General features: G+C 57.6%; 21 protein-coding genes. 11 read left to right on the top strand and 10 right to left on the bottom strand.

Features of this window, described 5'->3' with window-relative positions:
• Positions 1 to 4: 4 nt before the first annotated feature.
• The 3 genes from DYI24_RS02545 to DYI24_RS02535 all read right to left on the bottom strand — a co-directional run bounded on the left by DYI24_RS02545 (position 5) and on the right by DYI24_RS02535 (position 6453).
• Positions 5 to 3721 (bottom strand): AAA family ATPase, encoded by a 3717-nt coding sequence (locus DYI24_RS02545; protein WP_164571144.1) that lies wholly within the window; start codon positions 3719 to 3721, stop codon positions 5 to 7.
• A 263-nt stretch (positions 3722 to 3984) separates the two neighbouring features.
• The gene (locus tag DYI24_RS02540) at positions 3985 to 5490 is read right to left on the bottom strand and encodes a hypothetical protein (RefSeq protein WP_164571143.1); all 1506 of its coding nucleotides are present in this window, start codon (positions 5488 to 5490) and stop codon (positions 3985 to 3987) included.
• Positions 5491 to 5574: 84 nt separating this feature from the next.
• Positions 5575 to 6453: a BrxR family helix-turn-helix transcriptional regulator gene (locus DYI24_RS02535; RefSeq protein WP_164571142.1), complete on the bottom strand. Its 879-nt coding sequence runs from the start codon at positions 6451 to 6453 to the stop codon at positions 5575 to 5577.
• 129 nt (positions 6454 to 6582) lie between these two features.
• On the opposite strand from DYI24_RS02535, the gene DYI24_RS02530 reads away from it, so the two are divergent.
• The 5 genes from DYI24_RS02530 to DYI24_RS02510 all read left to right on the top strand — a co-directional run bounded on the left by DYI24_RS02530 (position 6583) and on the right by DYI24_RS02510 (position 10563).
• Positions 6583 to 7548: a CBASS oligonucleotide cyclase gene (locus tag DYI24_RS02530; RefSeq protein WP_164571141.1), complete on the top strand. Its 966-nt coding sequence runs from the start codon at positions 6583 to 6585 to the stop codon at positions 7546 to 7548.
• 7 nt (positions 7549 to 7555) lie between these two features.
• Positions 7556 to 8071, top strand: coding sequence for an HORMA-1 domain-containing protein (locus DYI24_RS02525; protein ID WP_164571140.1), 516 nt, complete (start codon positions 7556 to 7558; stop codon positions 8069 to 8071).
• The gene (locus tag DYI24_RS02520; protein WP_164571139.1) at positions 8071 to 9009 is read left to right on the top strand and encodes an AAA family ATPase; all 939 of its coding nucleotides are present in this window, start codon (positions 8071 to 8073) and stop codon (positions 9007 to 9009) included. Before DYI24_RS02525 ends, DYI24_RS02520 begins: the two co-directional genes overlap by 1 nt.
• Positions 9006 to 9728 (top strand): DUF6602 domain-containing protein, encoded by a 723-nt coding sequence (locus DYI24_RS02515; RefSeq protein ID WP_164571138.1) that lies wholly within the window; start codon positions 9006 to 9008, stop codon positions 9726 to 9728. The genes DYI24_RS02520 and DYI24_RS02515 overlap by 4 nt, the downstream gene beginning before the upstream one ends.
• 271 nt (positions 9729 to 9999) lie before the next feature.
• The gene (locus DYI24_RS02510; protein WP_164571137.1) at positions 10000 to 10563 is read left to right on the top strand and encodes a hypothetical protein; all 564 of its coding nucleotides are present in this window, start codon (positions 10000 to 10002) and stop codon (positions 10561 to 10563) included.
• Positions 10564 to 10663: 100 nt separating this feature from the next.
• On the opposite strand, the gene DYI24_RS02505 is transcribed toward DYI24_RS02510, so the two are convergent.
• The 4 genes from DYI24_RS02505 to DYI24_RS02490 all read right to left on the bottom strand — a co-directional run bounded on the left by DYI24_RS02505 (position 10664) and on the right by DYI24_RS02490 (position 13752).
• Positions 10664 to 11845, bottom strand: coding sequence for a hypothetical protein (locus DYI24_RS02505; protein ID WP_164571136.1), 1182 nt, complete (start codon positions 11843 to 11845; stop codon positions 10664 to 10666).
• Between the two features lie 141 nt (positions 11846 to 11986).
• The gene (locus DYI24_RS02500) at positions 11987 to 12451 is read right to left on the bottom strand and encodes a hypothetical protein (protein ID WP_164571135.1); all 465 of its coding nucleotides are present in this window, start codon (positions 12449 to 12451) and stop codon (positions 11987 to 11989) included.
• An 86-nt stretch (positions 12452 to 12537) separates the two neighbouring features.
• Complete coding sequence (locus tag DYI24_RS02495) at positions 12538 to 13152, bottom strand: hypothetical protein (protein ID WP_164571134.1); 615 nt, start codon at positions 13150 to 13152, stop codon at positions 12538 to 12540.
• A gap of 144 nt (positions 13153 to 13296) precedes the next feature.
• Positions 13297 to 13752: a hypothetical protein gene (locus tag DYI24_RS02490; protein WP_164571133.1), complete on the bottom strand. Its 456-nt coding sequence runs from the start codon at positions 13750 to 13752 to the stop codon at positions 13297 to 13299.
• Positions 13753 to 14339: 587 nt separating this feature from the next.
• On the opposite strand from DYI24_RS02490, the gene DYI24_RS02485 reads away from it, so the two are divergent.
• From DYI24_RS02485 to DYI24_RS02475, 3 genes are read left to right on the top strand one after another with little or no spacing between them, the layout of a single operon-like run.
• A complete protein-coding gene (locus DYI24_RS02485) occupies positions 14340 to 14699 on the top strand; it encodes a DUF2958 domain-containing protein (RefSeq protein WP_164571132.1) in 360 nt (119 codons plus the stop codon).
• 11 nt (positions 14700 to 14710) lie between these two features.
• The gene (locus tag DYI24_RS02480; RefSeq protein ID WP_164571131.1) at positions 14711 to 15610 is read left to right on the top strand and encodes an ArdC family protein; all 900 of its coding nucleotides are present in this window, start codon (positions 14711 to 14713) and stop codon (positions 15608 to 15610) included.
• The gene (locus tag DYI24_RS02475; protein WP_164571130.1) at positions 15607 to 16245 is read left to right on the top strand and encodes a hypothetical protein; all 639 of its coding nucleotides are present in this window, start codon (positions 15607 to 15609) and stop codon (positions 16243 to 16245) included. The genes DYI24_RS02480 and DYI24_RS02475 overlap by 4 nt, the downstream gene beginning before the upstream one ends.
• Before the next feature lie 5 nt (positions 16246 to 16250).
• Here the strand turns inward: DYI24_RS02475 and DYI24_RS02470 are convergent, their stop codons facing one another.
• Positions 16251 to 16697, bottom strand: coding sequence for a hypothetical protein (locus DYI24_RS02470; RefSeq protein ID WP_164571129.1), 447 nt, complete (start codon positions 16695 to 16697; stop codon positions 16251 to 16253).
• A 129-nt stretch (positions 16698 to 16826) separates the two neighbouring features.
• Here DYI24_RS02470 and DYI24_RS02465 point away from each other — a divergent pair, with 129 nt between their 5' ends.
• Positions 16827 to 17318, top strand: coding sequence for a hypothetical protein (locus DYI24_RS02465; protein WP_164571128.1), 492 nt, complete (start codon positions 16827 to 16829; stop codon positions 17316 to 17318).
• 843 nt (positions 17319 to 18161) lie between these two features.
• On the opposite strand, the gene DYI24_RS02460 is transcribed toward DYI24_RS02465, so the two are convergent.
• Together DYI24_RS02460 and DYI24_RS02455 are read right to left on the bottom strand one after the other, a co-directional pair.
• The gene (locus DYI24_RS02460; RefSeq protein ID WP_164571127.1) at positions 18162 to 19487 is read right to left on the bottom strand and encodes a type IV secretory system conjugative DNA transfer family protein; all 1326 of its coding nucleotides are present in this window, start codon (positions 19485 to 19487) and stop codon (positions 18162 to 18164) included.
• Positions 19488 to 19503: 16 nt separating this feature from the next.
• A complete protein-coding gene (locus tag DYI24_RS02455) occupies positions 19504 to 20106 on the bottom strand; it encodes a hypothetical protein (RefSeq protein ID WP_164571126.1) in 603 nt (200 codons plus the stop codon).
• 259 nt (positions 20107 to 20365) lie between these two features.
• Between DYI24_RS02455 and DYI24_RS02450 the strand changes: the two genes are divergently transcribed.
• Together DYI24_RS02450 and DYI24_RS02445 are read left to right on the top strand one after the other, a co-directional pair.
• On the top strand, positions 20366 to 20710 hold the full coding sequence (locus tag DYI24_RS02450) for a plasmid mobilization protein (RefSeq protein ID WP_164571125.1): 345 nt from the start codon (positions 20366 to 20368) through the stop codon (positions 20708 to 20710).
• A partial coding sequence (locus tag DYI24_RS02445; RefSeq protein WP_164571124.1) for a relaxase/mobilization nuclease domain-containing protein occupies positions 20700 to 21128 on the top strand: 429 nt, incomplete at its 3' end. The genes DYI24_RS02450 and DYI24_RS02445, both read left to right, overlap by 11 nt.

The following is a 21128-nucleotide window of genomic DNA, read 5'->3' as shown; positions in this document are numbered from 1 at the left end:
CCTTCTAGTCGAGAAGCTTCTGAATACGGTGAGCCAGGTCGTCGATAAAACGAATGTCCCGAATTTGCTCCTCGGTACTCGTGAACAGATTACTGTCTTCCGAATAGCCGTTTTGTGAGTACCAGTGCTTTTTCCAAGTCCAACCTTCCCGATAGCGTGCAAGGTCCATTCGGCCAAGGTGTTCCCACAAGAAAACGTTGCCCCCATCGTCGACGAATGAAAAGTCAGGGCGCAACTGACCGGGCTCATGGATGCCTTCCAAAGGACGCTCGTAGCTATACTTGATGCCGAGGGAATTAAGCTTCTCAGCAATGATCAATTCCGACTTGCTCCGGACCATCTCTCCGCGCGTTGTTCTGTAGATAAGATGCGATGCATAGCGGTCGGGAGCAGACTTCCCGCCGGTGTCAGCTTGTGGCGCTTCATCACGAACGCCAACTGCAAATAGGTTGGTGCTTCGCCGCGCCGTTTCTGATGCTTTAATCAATTCGTTGAGCGGGCTGATGTCAGTGCCTTCAAGAAGAAGGATGAGGCGATCTTTTGATCTCGTAAGTGCCGTGTAAATCAATTCGCGCGTCAACAGGCGAGAACGGCGCGGGACGACGACGAATACCTTTCCAAAATCGCTTCCTTGCGACTTGTGAACGGTCAGCGCATAGGCAAGTTCTAGAGGAGCGTTGTCGCCTTTGAAATTGTTCGGCCAGAATGCGTACCGAACGTCAGGTCGACCGGCAAATGCAACGTTAAGCGCCTTATTCCTCATGTTTCCGTTGCCGAATGCCGCCAACCCAATTTCACCGTTGGCTAAATATTCTTCCTGCGTCTTCTTCTCTTTGCCGTTCCATCCATCTCTCTTGCCATTCCGGGTAAGAATGACCTTGTCGCCCCATACGATCTCTTCATCACCCAGGCTCAATCCCCACGGCTGGCGGGATGATTTCAGTTGTGCTGAGCGGAATTCCGTCTGAATCCAGCGATTGAGCTCGAAGACGCCATGGGCTCCCTTGCGAACCGGACTGAGCAATTGGAAATTCTCAGCTCCGTCATGGTCGTCGAACGGGATCCAGCCCTCAGTTGTAAGGCCCATCGCCCGATTGAAGCCTTCGACGTCGGAGGCATCCTTCAGGTCCAGATGTCTACAAAAGAGCGTAAGCAACTTTGTATGCAGTTCTTGCGGTGAGTTCCAGAAGTGGACTTCGAGGTCATTGAACTCTCGTCCAATTTCAAGATCGCTAAGAACGCGATCGGCATCCACCGGTTGAGGTTCGCGAGTGAACCAAGAGGCCAGCCGGAGACTGTCCGAAGGTGCCCCCGCGCTGGTCCGAACTTCAACTGACAGGCGGGCAAGTGCTTTGGCTTCCTCCATTTGCTTCTGTGCCGCCTCGTCAAGAAAAGCGACCAGGTCAGCAAGCGGCCTTCCAATGCCAATAGGAGGCAACTGGTTCGGGTCGCCAACCAGAATGAGCCGCTGAACGTGCGCGAGGTCGAGGGCAACCAACACGGCATAGAGATCATCCATGGTCAGCATCGAACATTCGTCGATAACGACCGTCTTCTCCTTGGCATATTGATCCGGCCCGTCGAACAATGGTCGCTGTCGGGCCGCGTCATAACGTTTTTGCTGGTAGAGGAACTGCGCGACGGTCATAGACGGATCGCCGGTTTTTTGGCCGAGGCGAACCCGTGCTTTTCCTGTTGGCGCTAGGAACAAAATGCCTTGGCGGGCCAGAGTAGAGGATTTCTTCACCGCGCCCAGCACCGTAGTCTTGCCGGTTCCGGCGCCTCCAACCAGTACGCTCAACTTCCGGGTTGTGATCCGTTCAAGAGCTTTGGCCTGTTCGGTTAGCGCGTCGACATAACGTGGCTCACTAAGATCGACCGTAACGCCTTGCTCCTTGATGGTATCGCGCAGATGCTTGTCCCAAGGTTCGTTGAGGCTCGGGTGCGCGGCTTGAGTACGTTTTGCCAGCAGCCGCGCGAGATGCTTCTCGCGCTTCTGAACATCGGTAAGCTGAAGGCACAGGACTGCTACCTCATCCTTTTCCCGGCGCTTTAGGGGAAAGCGCGCGATCTCGGTTTCGAGGCGTTGGACGTTGCCGTTGATCCAGTCGCTTGAAACCGGGCAGGGCTGCACCAGGTCGAGCGTCGCTACCTGATCGAGAAGCTCATCTTCGGTCAGCAGCGCGTCACCCTGTATTGCTGCTTGGCGCAAAAGGCTGACAAACGCACCCCGCACCCGTCGCCAATCCAGCGGCGCTCCGACGCGAGATGGCTCTGGCACCGGATGATTTGCGGCGATTGTTGCGTCCGGCAGCAGCCCTCTGTCGATGGCTCCGAGGCTAACCGGGTGTTCCGACGCATCCCCGAGATCGCATTCAACAATGCGATAGGGGTTTTCCAATATGTCTTTGTCGTCCACTTGACCGCGGGTCGCCTTCTTGCGTTCGCGCGCGTCAAACCACCGAATTGATTGTGCTGGGCTGAGATCGAAGCGGGACAGGAGCTTCAGTAAAGCCGAGCGCTCTTTAGGCAACGCTCCCCACGTTGCGGCCACAGCCTCAATATCAGCTTTGTAAGCAGCTTGCGGCGGCTCTTTTTCGCCGCGCAATATGGCGTCCAACACAAGCCAGGGGTCATCGGTAGGTTTGACTTCATCCTTGGCCAACAATTCGAACATCATGCTGGTGCCAAGGCGCATGCCAAGAGCTTCGAGCGCTGCACCCGCACCGGGAAACGCGCCTCTCTGCTGCCAAACCGTGTGAATCTGCTCGTTGAGCCATTCCTCGCGCTTTTCCCATGGACCGCTCGCGATCCCATGTTGACGGACCTTGCGGATCGCCTCGAGGGTTCTCACAAGCGTCGAGAGCGCGATATCATGTGTCGCGTGTTCGCCGACGTGCGAGAAGGCCATCGTGTGAATGGCCTCTGGGACAACGGCTATATCGTTCAGAAGAACCTTTCGGCGTTCGTCTTCGTCAGGGTCTCCGGTTGGCTCAAGGTAGTCGTGATAGGGAAGCAGCGTACCCTTCGCCCCGTCAGGTCGAATGGAATGAGTGAATAGGCGGTCCCACAAGGGATAGCGCGGACCTTCGGTAGCCTCATACAGCTGAATCTTCGTCATCCACTCGATTTGGCCAACGCCGACGACAAGCCGGTTGATCGACTCATCAAGAGGGTGCCCGTTCTTCGTGTAGAAGAAGACGAGAGACTTGTTCGGTACAATGCTGCTGAAGAACAATTCGCAAAGAGCGGTTTGTCTCTCCCGCGCATACACCCAGGAAGTCTTGAAGGGTGGCTCGTCGTCAGGGGGAAGCGGTGTGCAGAGTTTTTCTTCAATGCCTCGCTGGTTCTCCCGAAGCATCCAGCGAAACGGTACGGCGAACGTCGAATACGGCGGCACCTTGATCGGCGTTCTGATCAGCTTGCCGTGCGTTGCCTGAGCCTTCTCAATGTCCTGATACGGATGCTGAAAGGTACGCCACCACGTCTTCTCGTTCATGAAGGCCCCGGAATCCGCTTGGCACGGCGGAAACTGCCCGTCCTTGAGGTTCCAGAAGGCTTCTCCCTTTAGGGAGTCCTCCGCTCCGTCGTTGCGCTCTGTACGAATCCGGTCCAGGTCGAGGCAATATGAATTCTTTGACGGTGCCGCGCAGACGTGGCCGTTCCATCGCTGATCGTGCCAGGCAACGCGAAGGTTGAGATGATGGAGCGCGTTGGACATGCGTTGCCTCTTCCAGCACTTTAGGAACAGCAGATCGTTACATGCTAATGATAATAACCATGAGGCGTGGAGTGCAATCGCCGTATTCGCCAGACCGCGGCGTTAACTGTCAATAACAATGGACGCCTTTAGCGGCCTCTCCAAATCATCCCAACAAACATCGCCCCGGTGCGTCTCTTCGGCGGCAGAACATACGGGTGTGGCTTCATCTATCAAAAGGAGGGGCCATCGAAGGTGTTGTCAGCCTGTTGGTCCTACAACGTTCAGTTTGAGCTTCTGGTCGGCTGATGCTGCCCGATATATCCAATGACTACTTTGCGACTCTTCTCATCGTAAAAGAATGCAACACGGATAGTGTGGCGAGGTTCGGTGCTGACGCCGTATCCAATGTGTTCCTTGAGCTTCACGCGCGCGCCACCATATGTTACCTCGTAATCGGCGGCATAGGTACTCATCGTGATTTCGGATTGATGCGCGTTGTACCTAAACTGGCAACTCTCGCGGCAAGAGTGGTCCAAATCAGCACATCGCTCAACGCCGGCCCGGGCGTTCCAGTACGTGGTCGCAAGCCAGTTAAATGCTGCGTACAACAATTCGGGCTGCTCGAATTGAGATGACTCCTTTGATACTCGACCATCGAGCACCTCCAGACGGTTCGCGAAATCTTTCCGTGCGGCGTCGATCGCCTCGTCCGTTGTTTCAATACCCTGCAGATCCGCTGGTTGGCCATCAGGATCGGCGGCTTTTGAACGCTGAGCCTGAAGATACATGTTTTTCCAGAGCCGTATCTCACCCTCGCGCTCTAATAGCGCTTCCGAAGCAGCCGCCAACTCTTTGCGGGTAGCATCGAGTGCGCCTAAGTCTACCTCGTACTGCCGCAACCATTCGTCGGAAATCTTGCTTGACTCGTTCTTTGCCGAATTTTGCAGGACGTGGATCGTCCGGCGCGTGTTTTCGCGCTCAATATCTTCCCATCGGACAAGCCCGCGGACGTACCGAGTGATCGAGGCAGTCCCGATAAGTCTTAACAATTCTCCACCGATATTCCGCTCGCTCAGTTGTCGAGCGTTCCACCAGCGGTGCCGATACGGCGGATCATCAGCGCTCATGCGCGGCCAGTAGAGGCGCACAGTTCCATCGTAAGCATTCAATCTATTGTCGATATGCTCGGTCAAATTCCAACTAAGGCGCACGGAGTCAGCCACACAAACATAGGCAATGCCGACAAGCTTGCTTGCTAATTCGGCAGGATCGCACAGTAGCGCTTCACCTTCGTTGGTGCGGCTGATGAAAACGACCGGCATTGAACGCTGCGGGTTTAGCAGGAAGCCTGTAAACGGTGCCGATTCGCTCGCTGCGATATTGAAGTACTTGGATTTAAGAGGAAATTCCTCACGCCCGCCGTACCTATCCATGATGGTGTAGACAATTCGGGGACGTGAAGAGGGCGGTCGTAGGAGAAAGGTTTGATCGTTCGCACCGCCAGCAGCAACCGTTATCGAAAAACGTACGACAGGAGTGGGCTTTTCGGAGCGAACAACAATGCAGTCCGTGCGCCACAGCAGACGCGATTGCTCGTCCAGGTGCTCAAAACGAACGGCAGCGACGTCCGTCGGCTCGTTTTCATCTTGCCATCGCAGGACCTGGATTTTCTCTCCGTTCGAAAAGATCAAAGGCTCAGCAAGGTTTGGCCAATCGGCTGGCCGCGCCATCTGTCGATGAGGATTGTTGAAGAGCCAGTTTGCGACATGATCCAACACCTCGGTCACCGTCGGTGGTGCTATTTCGGGTCGCTCGCAAAGCAAGAATGATGCAAAGTAAGTAGGTTGCACCGCAAAGCCTCAATTATTTGCCTAGTACTTGATTCGCTTTAGAGCTCTATCGTACTCATTTCTGTTCGCGACGACTATTGGCGTTTCCTTTGGTCGGTCCTGCTTTTCGGCAACGTCTAGTCGTAGGCGCTTGTCGAGGTAATAGAGCAATGCAAGCCGCACTTTCAATTCGCAGCGGCCACCGCTCATGCCATAGTCAAGCTCTATAGTCTTTTGTTGCGCCGCCGAAAGCTTTGGGTTGGGCACGAGTACCACCGTGAAGGTGTTGTGCCAGTCGTGATCATCGGATGATCTTGCTTCCGGCGCTCCTGTTTGGCCGACGTTGAGACATCTTGAGATGATAAAGTCCTTGAAGGCTCGTTCGATGTGACAGAAGGCGCGAACGTGCCATCGCAGACCATCTGTACCGAATGCATGTGGGGTGATCCACCGCCACACGGGTTCCGGCCTCATATCGTTCAGCGATTGATATTCGATGTGCACGGAGCGCTCGGTTCGTATCGCTGTCAGGAAGAAGCGTAACGTTTCCGGGTCCACTCGCCGCGACGGAACGGGTGTCACACCCACATCTCCGAGTGGAAGCATCCATGTGTCGAGCTGCGAGACAACCCCTTCGGCAACAGCTCGCATCTGGGCAAGATAGCGCTCTGCGTTTGGCCGCAGGATACGTTGTTCAAACGTTTCGGACGGAAGATAGCGCTTCCCGCTGCTGTCGTACCGGAGATTCTCCGGCGCTCGCTCGCGGTACTGCGCTAGGTCCGCGGAGGCTTGGGGAATCGACACCCCGAATTTCTCCCTTAAGTCCGACCGATTAACGCTCCCCTCCCAGAACAGGCGAAATTCAATAAATTCAAGGCGTTGTTCTGCTCCCCAGCGGGGTTTGGCGGCGGGCTTATCCACGGCATACTCCGACGATCAGTAAAGTTTCTTGACAGGTAAACTTTCTTTATCCATAAGGATACTAGTCCCGTCAGAGCGGTGCAGTCAACGATTCATCATCCGCCGCACCGCAAGCCTTTGGATTGCCAGATGAGCCGCAGCCACATTGATCATGCCGATATCGTTCGTTTTGCCTCCGAGCGTGTGAACTTGCCCAAGGAGCAGGCCGATGAGTACCGCGCGCAGGTGCGCCGCCTCCGTGAGCGGCTGGAAACCTACCTAGGTGAGCATCCCGACTTTTCACTGCGCAAGATGTTGTTGTCTGGCAGCCTAGCCAAGGGCACAGCCCTGCGCACCCTCAATGACATTGACGTCGCCTGTTACATTAGCGGCGCAAACGCGCCCAAAGAGGTGGCGGCGCTTATCGAATATCTTGCCGAGCGCCTGCGTAAGGCGTTTCCGAATTTCTCGCCGGATCAGGTCAAACCGCAGACCTACTGCGTGACGGTATCGTTCAAAGGCACCGGCCTCGATGTGGACGTCGTTCCGATCCTCTATGACGGCGACAAGGAATGGTATGGCAACTTGGTGAGCCAGGAAGATGGCTCCCTCCTCAAGACCAACATCCCATATCACCTCGAATTTATTCGCAAGCGTAAGGGGGCGCAGGATACTCACTTTGCGCAGGTTGCCCGCCTTTTGAAGTTCTGGACGCGCAAGCTGAAGAACGAGCAGGAGGGCTTCCGTTTCAAATCCTTCATGGTCGAGCTGGTGCTCGCACACCTCGCTGATAGCGGCGTCAATCTCGCGGACTATCCCGAGGCGCTGCAGCATTTCTTCACGTACATCGCCAAGAGCAATTTCCGCCAGCTCATCGTCTTTGGCGACTACTACCCCGCCTCAAGCGTCGGCACGATCACGGAACCGGTGAAGATCATTGATCCGGTCAACGCCGCGAACAACGTCAGTCGCCTTTACACCTCTCAGCAGGCTGACGCGATCGTCGATGCCGCACTTGACGCGGGAGACGCAATCGACGCGGCGCTCGCAGCGCCCACAAAGGGCGAGACGGTCCGGCATTGGCAACGCGTTTTTGGCCCCTCCTTTCAGGTGTGAGATAGATATGAGCACGAGTTACGCCATTACGGAATCCGCTGCCTTCACGGTGACGCATGCGCGCCACATGGCCTCGAAAGTCGCCACTGACCTCAAGCGCGTGCAGCGCTTTTACGGCGACCCCAGTGATGCGCGGATCGCCAACTACGAAACCGAACTCATCGAGCTGCTAAAAGCCGGTTTCCTGTCCGAAGTCACGTATGGCTATCAGCGCAACAGCTCATGGATCGAGCCGACGCTGCGCTACACCGCGAACGATTTGCGGGGAATGGCAGCTAACGATGATGACCCGGGCAAGGTGCGCCCAGGCGCGGACGTGAGCAACGCAAGCTTTTGTTCGTTCCTGACCTATTCGTCGGCATACTACACGGCGAGTGAAGCAACTCGTGCGGCTCTGCATCGGGTGTTGCCTTTCTCTCGCGGCGATTCTAGCGAGCCCGGCGTCAGCGGCTACTTTTCTCCCGATCGCACCTATTCGGCGGGCGGTCAGGCCCTCAACCGTCAGAGCGTTAGGAGCTGGTAATGAACACGAAGCCTAATCTTGATGATCTATTCGAGCGTCGCCAGAACTATCCCGACCCGCTTGCCCGTCAGCGACTTGCAGCCCTGGTTGGCCTCGATGATCACAAGCAGCGCTTGATGAAGATTTTGGGGCTGCTGATCAATCCCGAGGGGCTACGGAAATGGGCTCAGTCCCATCATCCCCAACTCAACGGCTCGTTGAACAGCATCTTGCGCCGCCCCCCGCTCGTGGTGTTGGCAGGGGATGTTGGCTCCGGCAAGACCGAACTCGCCGAAACGATCGGCGATCAGGTTGCGCGACAGGAAAACATCGACGTGACCCTGTTTCCGTTGAGCCTTGCCACTCGAGGCCAAGGCCGGGTCGGAGAGATGACCCAGCTCATTTCGGCGGCTTTTGATCATACCGTAACCGAGGCTTCTAAACTCAAGGCGGCGTCTGGCAAGTCCCGCGGCGGCATTATCCTTCTTGTCGACGAAGCCGATGCGCTCGCTCAATCCCGCGAAGCGGCCCAAATGCATCACGAGGACCGCGCTGGCGTGAATGCCTTCATTCGCGGCGTCGATCGAATCGGAAATGGAGCTCTCCCGGCGGCTGTGATCATGTGCACCAATCGCCTCGGCGCACTTGATCCTGCGTTGCGCCGCCGCGCCGCAGAGATCCTGCAGTTTCAGCGACCGGACGACGCGCAGCGTCGGGCGATGCTTTACAAGCCTCTTGGTGAGCTTGGCTTTTCCGCCGCTCAGATCGAGCAAATGGTCACGGCAACGGGACCGAAGGCGGGAGTTCCGTATGGATATACGTTCTCTGACCTGACGCAACGTTTGCTGCCCTCTATCATTTTGGACGCATATCCGACGAAAGCGGTCACCGCCGCTCGGGCGATCGAAATTGCCAAGGCCGTCGTCCCGACGCCGCCCTTTCAGGAGAAGTCCGCATGAGCAGCTGGTCTCTTGCCGAATTGCTGTGCGGCTTGCACGACGAGATTCAACAGAAACTAGCCATCGCGCGGAAGTCGTTCGCGCATTCTGGTACCAAGGGCGACGCCAGTGAGCAGGTATGGCTCGATATGCTCCAGGCCTATCTACCACAGCGCTATCAAGCGGCTTCCGCGCACGTAGTCGACAGCCAAGGCAATTTCAGCGATCAAATCGATGTTGTTGTCTTCGATCGGCAATATTCGCCCTTCATTTTCAAGTTTCAGGGCCAGACCATCGTTCCTGCTGAGAGTGTCTATGCGGCCTTCGAGGCGAAGCAGGCGATTAATGCAACGCAAGTCGAGTACGCACAGAAGAAGGTCGCCACGGTTCGCCGCCTTCATCGCACGAGCCTTCCCATTCCGCACGCGGGTGGCACGTACCCAGCCAAACAACTCATTCCGATCCTGGGTGGCCTCCTGACATTTGAGAGCGATTGGAAACCTGCCTTCGGTGATCCCCTCGTGCTTGCGCTGCAAGTTGCCGATGAAATGGAGCGGCTCGATATGGGCTGCGTGGCTGCGCATGGCCATTTTGCTATCGACCCCAAGACCAAAAGTTACACTTTCACTCCCGAAGGACGGCCGGCGACCGCATTCCTGTTCAATCTCATCTCCACACTGCAGTTTAGTGGCACGGTCCCGATGATTGACATTCAAGCCTACGCCCGTTGGCTGACATAGCGGAGCTGAATCGCCAACATCTTCTTCAAGCGTTCGACGGGAAAATGAGAAGTTTGACGATCAGGCACTTGAAGATCTGGTCACGTCACCACTTTGTGACCATGCTTGGTAAGCGGTCAATGATGACTCTTCCGAATTTAAAGTTAGCTTAGCGAGCCATTGTTATAAGAAAATTTTACGTTAGGAGAGTTCAGTGAGGCTACGATTTGCAGCCACTGTTGTTCTCATATCCGTTTTTGCATCCGCTGCGTCGGCGCAGGAATTTAAGGAGTTGTCCGAGTTCGCCCAAAGCATTTGTGGCGACATTCCGGAGGGCAACTATACAAAGACAGCCATACGCGGAAAAGTGGGCGCAAACGCCGGATTATTGGCCAAGCTCTTGAGCGGGAATGCAGAAATCAATGCCGAGCGCGTTGATGAGGTTTACAAAGGAATCCCATTCGACAAGCTACCGGAGAACATTCCGACGGTTGCTATGTGCAAGTCAGAACTCGTCAAGATCATACTTGCAAGAAAGAAAGTGAGCCTGAAGCGTTGCCGTCTGAAAGATTTCGGCCAAGAGGGCTGGAATCAGAATGAGATCTACGCCAATTCCTCAGGCTGGATGGACGGCGGGCACGATCAGGGCCAGTGGTGCAACCAAGTCGCCAACTCGTTTATTGTGACACGGCAAGTCGGGCCGTTGAGTACCTGGACGAAAATCAGTTCCGGCGAAGAGAGTCGAAAGGACACTTGGGGCCATGTCACCTACAAGTACAGCTGTACTGTAAAGGTGAGCTGGGACCCTCTGTATTCTGAGCGTGAGGACGCGCGCTGCGGTACGGTAGAACAGTAGTCGATCGCTGTGAGATCAATCGATCGAAAAATGCGGACGTTCTCGTGGTGATTTCAAGAAGTCGACAAGCGGTGAAGCGGCCGGGGCTTGGCGAAAGTTATTAACGCTGGGTGTTCGCCGTTGGTGTGGGGAAGGCCCTCTGCAGAGCTTCGGTGAGCGCCGACAGGCGCCGCTCGAAGTAGACTAGCGATTGACGTGTGTGCTTTTCCCACTCGTCCCAGGCCATTGAATGGCCGGGCGGTCGCTCGGGATCGTCCAATACTGAAGAACGCGAAGCAATCTGCGATCGTGTCGACCGGACCATGCCGACCAGGTCGTCGAAATTGATGTCGGGATTGGGTTTGAACGATTCGGTCAGCGTGTAGCGAATACTTTCTTCGTCACGTGCCTCCGCCGCATCTTCCATAGTGCGAAGGCTGCCCTCGGAGAGTAACTCGGCTGCAAGCTCGTCAATTCGTGCGACCCTGCATTTCACGTCCCTCTCTGCTTGGCCGTCCGGCAGACGGCTCGTCGCCCTGCAAAGCGAACTGATGAACTCGAGAAGTTCGAAGAATGTCGTTGGCTCGCACTCGGTCAATGTTGGGTGCGCGGCTAAGAGCTCGGCGATAGGCGCGGAGAGCGTGTTGAAATAGGATCGAAAGAGCGCGGACTGGCCCGCAAGTGGTGAGGGTATTCGCACTCCATCAAGTGCGCTCATTTCTTCAATGTTGCTGGGTGACAGAATCCGTGTGCAGATGCTGTCGGTGACGTCTTGGAAATGTGGTGATTTCTGCAACCAAGCCGGGGTCACTTTGAGTGGGTGCGTAGCTGCGAACTCGGTCGCACCAGCTGCTCGAAAGGCCGCCGCGATCAGTGCGGAACAGAAAATTCCTTCATCTCCAGGCAAGGATTGGGGGCGGCCTGGAAGTACTGATGCAATGGCGCGCGCCACGGAGTAGCCCTTCGCGAAAAATTTCATCGCGGCGCTCGCGGCCAATTTCGCTACGGCCTGGTTAGGATAGCGAAGAACCCGGATATGTCGAAGGTCGTGAACGAAGCAGGTTTGCGCGCTCAGATTTGAGACGCCGTCACCAATCGCTTCGATGAGCGTGGGCGGCACCGTACACATTAGTGCATGGCTGAAATCGCCCCGCGAAAATAGGGCGATCAGACTAGAAGTGAGTTTACCCTTGATCGCTGACGCCTCCGCGTTTCTCGTCAGGAATACATCGCCGGGCTGCATGGCCGCTAAATTGAGCTTGAAAACGTAGAGGCCGTCGTATCGTGGATTTCGTACAGTCATGGATAGTGTCATCGCAGCGTAATGATGTATCATCACGGAGCATGAAGTGGCCTTAGAACCAGTGTCAAGCCATTCTAATCGAAAACTCTTTGGCGACGCTGGTGCCGTCGTCTTTTCTTGTTTAGCCAACGACAACCGAAATCACGTCGGCGGTTCGGGCCAATAAGGGCGCGCGTAGTGGTTGCGCCTTTGGGGTGAGCTGATCCAGCCCATCCGTTGTCCGTCGTTACCTCGCCACCAGCGCCACCACACTATGGTGGAGTCCGGGGCAGAGTCGGCGAAGATGTATTCGCTGTCGGGAGGGATGACCTTGCCTCTCCGGAGCACGATTTCGACCATGCCGTCGATCGAGGTTTGATCCGTGGTGATTTCGTCTGTGATGTCGAAGCGCGGTGCGTCGTCGTCCACCAGGAATTGCACAGGCTTGCCGTCATGCACGAATTGCGTCATTCCGCGCCGAAACTCTTCCGACACGCCGAAATGACCGGGGCGGTCGAAGATTGCTTCTTCGGGGATGAAGCGAACAAGCGGCGGAAAGCGGGCGCGATACAGCTCCATCAGCCAGTCCATGCGGCGCTCGCCAAAGACTTCTTCGAGCGTCGGCAAGGATCGTAGGGCCGGAGCCGCGAGAGCGGGCAGGGCTGCGGTTGCAGCGAGCCCGCCCATCTGCGCCAGGATTGTGCGGCGAGAGACTAGCATTCGTTTAGATACTGCCCCAGCACAGCCAGCCTGAAATAATAAAGCGTCGGCGATTTGAGCCAATAGCGTCCGTCTTCTGGATCAGGCCAGCCGACAGACTTCCAGTCGTCGCCGTGCCACCATCGAATGCGCCATGGATCAAGTTTGGGGACGCCTTCCTCGAGATTGCCCGGCATTCGTCCGAACATGAGGAAGACCATGACGACATGGCCCTCAATGTGCGCCCGGACATGGCGAAGGCCCTCGTCCGATGTGATGATGTCGTCAAAATCGACGAATTGCTCGAACGGTCTGCCATACAGCACGAACTGAACGAAATTCTCTCGGAATTCTGGCGATACCCGGAAGCGATCGTTGGCATCGAGCAGAGCCGTCTCATTGCTGATGGTCGTCAGCAGATAGTCATTGCTCCGAAACTTCTCGCGCAAGGCCGTGATGCACTCTGCCCCAAACAGCTCTTCCAGAGTCGGTGCTGCGGAATAGTTTAATGCAAGGGCAGGGGTAGGGGTAGGGGTAGAAAGCGCACTGGCAAGCGCTGTTGCGCCAAGCCCGGTTACGACCGTACGGCGCGATAGATCGGAATATCGCTGTCTTGCAAAGCCCGGCATGGCGTTCTCCGATGGTCGATAGACCTGTTCGGGAAGGCCCGCATTTGCGCGGTGACCACGGAATCCTACAGTCCGGTGGAATCCCGCGTAAAGAGTCCATGATCGTCGATCGCTCAAAAACTGTTTCAGCGCGATCCGGAGTGATCAGCAGCGGCGCGGCTGGTCCTCGCGATAGCGAGGCGGCAATCCGTTGATAAGATTGCAGGCCACGCGATACAGCTCGTAGGTACCGACCTTGTCGAAGCGCTCAGAGATGGGAGCGGCCCAAAAGCGGGCCGAGGGGTAGCCCAGATCGTGCCAATATTTCTCAAGGCGAGCGGCCAGAGCCGTAGCACCCCGACGGCTCAGCATCTCCGGGATCTCCGGCTTTCTCTGTGGCGGTGGATCCGGCGGGAGGGCCTCGGCTTCAACTTGGTCCGGTGGTGACTGCGGGTAGTAATCGTCCGGCCGGGCGCATGGCTGCGCACAAGGGACAGCGGCGCCCTCACGTCGCGCTTGCTCGGGATCGCCTGACAGGCGGTCCCGCCCGGCCGGTTGGAATGCCTGATCGGCGGCAATATCAAACGTCAATTCGTCGTTGATGAGTTGGCTTTCGGTCATGATGGCCCCCTTTCCGCTGGCGGCATATTGGCAGGGGGGCTGATCGATGACGGGCAGGCCCGGAACCATTCCAGTCGTTTGATCTTCGTCAACTTGAACTCATCCAAAGGCCTTCCCGCAAGCGAAAGCACTCTTTCGAACAAGTTTCCCGAAGCGGTACGAATAAGTTGTTGTTTCGGCTTGGTGCATCAACTGCATCCTTCCCGAAATGCATTGCCCTTCTGCATGCGATTGCATGAGGGGGCGCGCCCGCTGACGCGGGCCGGGCTTTCGTGAACCGAGCCCCGGCTGCGCCAGGTCTCGGCCCTTCGGGCTTCAATCCCTCGCGCGGTGTGGCGCATGGCGAAGCCATGCACGTCTATGTGTGAGTGCTAAGGGGCGCTGCCCCTCGCGCGCGCAAGGCATCCACGCACGCGCCGCCGCCTCCGCACGTCTCCCCGCACATTTTAGTTTTGAAGAAGGAGCGGGGACCCTCGTGCGGACCCTCGGCGTCGCGCGCGCGGAGCCTCCTTGCACTTGCTACCCCCGGTCTCGCCGACGGGCAGGGGTGCAGCAGCTGCTGCACCCCATGCCTAAAGGAGATCATCATGAAACTACTCACCCAGTCCCAGATCGATCAGTTACTTGAAAACGGCCGCGTCAATGCGGCCCATATCGGCAAGGACGGCAAGACGGAAGACTTCAAGCCCGTCGTCAAGCTGTTCTGCCCGTGGACCGATGCCGTCTGGCTGATCAGTGAATTGAACCCCGACGACCCGGACCTTGCTTTCGGCCTCTGTGACCTTGGCTTTGGCTGCCCCGAGCTCGGCGACGTGCGCCTTTCCGAACTGGAAAGCGTGACCGGCCCCATGGGCCTCAAGGTCGAGCGCGATCTGCAATTCACCGCCAATGCCACCTTGAGCGAATACGCAGCCGAAGCCCAGCGCATCGGCGCAATCGTCGCGTGAGGGAGGCAACCATGCAAAAGGACCTCTATCAAAACATCACCGACCAGATCATCCAGCAGCTGGAAGAAGGCACGCGGCCATGGCTGAAGCCATGGAGCGTACAACATGCAGCCGGGCGCATCACGCGCCCGCTGCGGGCTAACGGCATCCCCTATCAGGGCGTCAATGTCCTGATGCTTTGGATGGCCGCCCTTGAGCGCGATTTCTGCGCGCCGGTCTGGATGACCTTCAAACAAGCAATCGACCTCGGTGGCCATGTACGCAAGGGCGAGAAGGGCAATCTTGTCGTCTATGCTGGTCGCATTCGGCGCACGGAGACCGACCCCGCCACGGGCGAAGAGTCCTCAACCGAAATCCCGTTCCTCAAAGGCTATACCGTGTTCAACGTCGAACAGGTCGACGGCCTGCCGGATCACTTCTATGCCAGGCCCGCGCCACGCGCGGACGTGGTACAGCGGATCGAGCGAGCAGAAGCCTTCTTTGCCGCAACCAAAGCCGAAACCCATCACGGCGGCACCCGGGCCTGCTATGTCATCTCGCAGGACCGTATCGACCTGCCGCCCTTCGAAGCCTTCCGCGATCCCGAAAGCTACTACGCCACGCGCGCCCATGAGACCATCCACTGGACCCGCCATGAATCCCGCCTCAACCGGGAATTCGGGCGGAAGCGCTGGGGCGATGAAGGCTACGCGATGGAAGAGCTTGTCGCCGAACTCGGCTCCGCCTTCCTGTCCGCTGATCTCGAACTGACGCCGGAAGTCCGCGAGGATCACGCCGCCTATATCGGCAACTGGCTGGAAGTGCTGAAGCGGGACAAACGGGCCATCTTCACCGCTGCGTCTTATGCGCAGCGGGCTGTCGACTTCCTGCACGGCCTTCAGCCGCAGCAGCTTCAGGCGGCCGCAGCATGACCGCGCGCAGCTCCGAACAACTCGGCTTCGGCGAGCTACTCGCCGAAGCCGAAAGGCAGAACGATCACCAGCAGCAACGGCGCGAAGCCGCGCATCTGCCGGACACGCTGGAAAAGGCCGTGCCCTATATGCGCGGTCTGATCGACCGGCACCACGCCGCCATGCTCGAAGCGGACGAGGCAAAGGCGATGGCGCTTCGCGCCGAGGCGGACCTGCTTGCCAACAAGCTTAATGCCTTCGAGCCCGGCATTCTCGCCGGGCCCGATGCGCCGGGCTGCATTCTTGACCGGGAGACGCGGGCGCGGGAAGACGAGGTGCCCCTATGGGGCCAATCGGGTTGCTTCGAGATTACGGTGCTGGACATGCGTGCCCGCATCGAGCTTGAAGGAATTTTCGGGATCGCCTCGTCGGTTGTGGCGTGGCTCGGCTTTGCGGCTCACGCGGTCGATCGGGACAAACCGTTTATCAGCCAGACGGGCTACCGCAGCTTTCTCGGACTGTCCGGCGATCTGGTGCCGAACCTCACACCGGATGAATTCGTGCGCAACGTGATAACGGCCCACATCATCCGCGACCTCAAGGGCAAGCTCGTTCCCATCAAGCCGAACCACAGGGGAAGTGCGTCAGGCGGGTGACCCCGTCAGGCCCGCTCGTCCGTCCCGCTGTCATAGTCGATCATGCCCGGTGCATAGGACGCATCGGACAGCACCCACATTCTTCCCGATGGTCCGAAACGGACAGGCAAGGCAAAGAAGTCTTCTTCTTGATTCTCGAAACAGGCCACGATTGCCCGGTCAAGCAACTGGTCGGCCTCGCTCATCGTCTTGATAGGCCTGATGCAATCGCAGGGGAGGCCGACGTCGTCGTCTGGATCAATCGTCATCACGCAATTTTCGCCGTTGTCTCGAATAAAGACGGCGCAGGGCATATTGGCGCGCATAATTGAAAGAAGTAGCTCCGCCGAACGGATTGGACGTTTTCTCCATCGCCGCATCGCGCTTCTCCGAAAGCCTGCGCCTATCTCCAGACAGCGACGAATTTGAGTCGGAGTTTCATGCGCGCCACGATCCGGGTGAGGTACGAACATGCGTCATTTCGGACGGCGATCGAAGTCGCTCTCGTTGACTGCCATAATTTCTTTGAAGCAAGCCCCTGCCTTGTAGAGAGGCCACCGGTTGCGATGTGCTGGCATGGACCATCCACAAAGGAGGAAATCATGGCCGATACATTCACCATTGGAAAACGACTGATCCCGCAAAACCAGCTCGCTTTTGTCGAGCCGTATGTCGCAACAGATCCGTCACCAATCCAGACTAGCCGCAACTTTCTGGCCCGCGCTGTGCTGCTCAACCGCGACAGCATTCTGATCGAAGATAGTGTGGCGGACTTTGCAAGCGCCCACCGCTTTCTATTCGTCGCGGACGACCAGACCGCGATCAACCCCGCCATCCGCTTTGGCGTGGAGTTGTTCAGCCCCGCCGAGGGCTTCAAGCCATCAAAGCCCTATCAATCCCGGTTGCGCTGGCGCGATCTCGACGGCAACGACCAAAGCAAGCTGCTGCTCACAAGCCCGGAGAGCGTCCTTGAGCTGATCACCAACGGCGAGGCACTCGCCGACGCGCCGTCCGATGGCCGCCACCCGCCATCCAAATTGCGCCGAACAAAGCGACCGGCTCGCGGCAAATTGCCTACGAGGCAACCGCTCTAGTCGGTGTTCTGTATTTGGTTGCTAATGCAGACGTGGTGATTAAGCGCTCTGTCGCAAGGTTCGTGAAGGCAGTGAGGGCACCCGTCCCGCCTCAGGTTGTGGTGTAATAAGTGCAGAGGAGGAGCGTCTTGCGTCAGATGCGGATTATGCCGAAACGCGGCTGGTGAGCTCGATCGGCTAGGACGGCTGTGCGCGATGTTGGGCGCTGCCTTGTCGCTTATATTGGCTCAGGCATCGGGAGGAGATTTCCGCGGCGACCTTTTGAGCTAGCTCCAATTTAGTTACTTGTTCAATAGGAAACCTGCCACCTAGATCGCCTATTCGTAGTTCGGCCTCGTTGGGTACGCGGAAGAACACAGTCACGGAAGGAGCGTCGGGTCGTTCGCCCTTTGTGGTGCGCCCCTTGTTGCCATTAGGGGCGGACAATGCGAACCCGTTCTCCTGAAACTGCTGGTTCACGCACTTGTTCACTGACTCTTCCAGAGAGCGGTCAGGAGCAGGGCTTAAAGCCGAAAATACTGAGGCGGCTCCTAGGAGGGTTGCTCCGTAGACGGCGAGTCCAGTGAGTTTAGTAGCGAGCATCGTTAGTCCTATCTATGCACGACATACTAATCGGTTGGACATTTAGATCAAGCCGGATCCAGAGAAGGGCTAGGTCCGCAGATGAACAGTGGAATGGAGGACCCGTTAATAATAGTTAAAGCGCGCGTCTGTTTTGTTCGCGCCGCATTGCTTGTGTTGGAGTTGCCGCGTGTGCGTTTACTTCGTGCCTCTCCAATAGCGATATAGATTGCCGCCGCGAGGCGACGCTCTTCATCTTACATGGTAGGCGCTATTTTCTTGTCATGATCGATGATAGGGATCTGGGTCGAAGCACCCCGCGAGGCGCGGGATCTCCCAGTACGGCGCGCGACCCACGAGAAATGGATCATGCCTGCCAGCAAAGAAGGTCACCGCTTCATTGGGCGGCAGGCTCATCATTCGCTCGAACGGCAACAGGGGCATCTGGCTTTCGCTTAGCGTATCGCCCCGTTCCGATTTGAGAATGCCGCCTGAATAGGCCCGGCTCCGGCTCTCGCCTGTAAAGGTCCCGCCGCGCCGCTGCACATATTCGGCGGTCTCGACGTCAGTCGGCGTGAAGAACTGCACGAGACCACAGTTGGCAAGAATGCTCATCCACTGTGTGCCGTACACCGCCCGCAGCTGCGGCACGTCCTGCAGGAACGGCCAAAGCTGCAGATTGAACCCCGCTGCAAATCCGAAAGCGTTCGAAATGGCGGGTAATTGCTGAAGTCGTGCGAATTCATCGAGGATGAAGAGCACCGGATGCCCGCCCGGCTCTGCCGTAATCGTATCGATCGCCGAGGTGATTAACAGGCGCAAGAACCGGGAATAAGCGTCCATGAACTGCCCCGGCAGGATCAGGTAGACGGTCGTCGGCTTCCTTTTGAGCTGGCGCAGATCGACATCGTTGCCGGTCAGCGTGCCGAGGCTCGCCTCATCCGACAGCGCCGGATCGTCAAGAAAGCTTGTCTGTGTCACCGCTGTATTGATAGCGCTGGAGATATCCCGAGCCTCGGCGTCGAAGAAGCGGGCAATCGGCTGCCGAATGAAGGGATAGGGGCTCTTACGCATCGCGACCAGCAAAGACGCGGCATCGTCATTGCGGGCCGAGATGTCCGTCACCATCCGCCGCATCTGTGCAAGCGTGGCCGTGCGGCCGCGCGTTGCGACCAGATGCAGCATCAAGGCCGCCACCAGGTCGCGCGCCGTATCATCGAAATACGGATCGCGCGCCTGCGTCACGATCAGCGCTTGGGCCAGCGCCGCTGCTTCCGCAACCACGTTTGGACTCTTGATGTCCAGCCGGGAGAGCGGGTTATAGCGATGGCGAGGCAGATTCCACGGACTGCCGGTATGCAGGCCGAACGGATTGAGCACATAGACGTCATGGCCCAGAGCCGCGCGGTGACCGGCCGTCACCGCCGCGTTCTGCCCTTTCGGGTCAACCACCACCACGCTATGCGAGACCTGCAGCAGCGCCTGCACGATCACGGACGCACCCTTGCCGCTGCGTGTCGGGCCGAATGTGCACAGATGCCGGTTGTCCGTATAGCTGGGGAAGGTCTGGCGTTCCGGCTCGTAGCCATAGGGAATGGGAAAGCTCATCTCTGCCTCCTTCGCTTTAGCGCTCTTCGCTAAAGCCAGCCTTGCGGAAATCCTTGGCCGAGCCGAACTTGGCATCCGCCCGCCACTGACCGGCAATCGGCCCCATCCGCCAACCAAACATGAAGGGCAGGCCGGGAAGCAGCACCGCAGCTACCAGCGGCCAAATGGAATGCCATTGCCGGATGGCGACCATTCCCAGAAATAGCACGCCCAGCACAGCCCCGGTGATCACGGTCGAATGGCGGGCCCACACCTCTCGGCCAAACTTCCGCCGCTCGCGCTCATAGAGCATGCGGCATTGACCTCCCATCATGACCAGTGCCGCCACCGCAGCCAGCGTCAGCACGAGCGGCATGTCGGTCACAGCTCGCGGCGCAACCGCAAAGTAAACCACCAGCCACGCAACGCCATGCACCATCAGTGCCAAAGTGCTGGGCCCGATCATCCCTGCCAATTGTGAGGGGAGCCGCAGGACGAACAAGCCTCCCGCAATCACCAGCATCGCGACAAGGAAGGCTGCCGTTCCGTTAATCTTCAGCTCGACCGCAATCTCGTACCAAAGGCAGACCAGCAGCCCCAGTTTCCAAGCAAGTCCTCTGACCATGTCAATCTCCTCCATGCTGACACGCAGAATGAGATCACAGAGTCAGAGAGGCGCGCCTCGGAATTGTAAGTAATCGTCCACACTCCATCGCGACGGATGGAAGTACGTTTGATTTTGAAAGGTGATGAGCCAGCAAACGCATTGCAGCGCGTGATATGGGGTTTGGCCTAGAGCGTAGCGAGATGTGGTTTGCGGTACCGCAAACCACTCGCCGGGGCTGACGAGGCCCCGGACCCATATGAGGACGCATGCGCTCTGCTAACAACGAGCAGACATGGCCCGACCGAACAAAACCGAAAGGCGCGATCAGCAGCTCAACCTGAAGCTGACAGTCAGGGAGCTGGCCTGGCTTCGCGCACGGGCGGCGTCTGTTGGGATGCGTCCGGTCGATTTTGGGCGCGCGCAGCTGTTGTCCGACCGTCCGATCAAATTGCCTCCGCGCACAAGTGCGCCACATCTCGATCCTCTTTTCATCGCGCAGATGTCGCGGATCGGAAACAACCTCAATCAGATTTCGCGGAATTTCCATCGGTTGCAGGTGCCAGAGCCGTCGGAATTGCGCTCCCTCCTCGAAGCGATCCGCGAAATCATTCGAAAGGCGTCCACCGATGGTGCCTAAGCTGTTTCGATCAGGGAAATCGTTCAAGAAGGCCGGGATGTACCTATTGCACGATCCGGCCAAGGCCAGCACCTCGAACCGGGTGCCCTGGACCCACACCATCAACCTTGCAAGCGATCATCCGTCGCTTGCCATCGACGAGATGTACTGGACCTTTCGGAGCGCCGACCAACTGAAGCGGCAGGCCGGATTGAAGGCGGGTGGTCGTCCGCTTGAGTACCCGGTGCGCCATATCTCCTTGAATTGGCATCCCTCTGAAAGCCCGTCGCGCGAGCAGATGATCGAGGCCTCAGAATCGTTCTTGGCCCATATGGGCTGGGACGAGCATCAGGCACTCGTGGTTTGCCACACGGATAAGCATCCCCATGTCCACTTGATGGTGAACGCCGTTCATCCGGAAACTGGCCGGGCGCTCGAC

The sequence above is a fragment of the Rhodopseudomonas sp. BR0C11 genome (genome assembly GCF_010820945.1).
Lineage (GTDB): Bacteria > Pseudomonadota > Alphaproteobacteria > Rhizobiales > Xanthobacteraceae > Rhodopseudomonas > Rhodopseudomonas palustris_H.
Note: the sequence above shows the minus strand (reverse complement) of the source record. Positions and strands in the feature narration are given on the sequence as shown.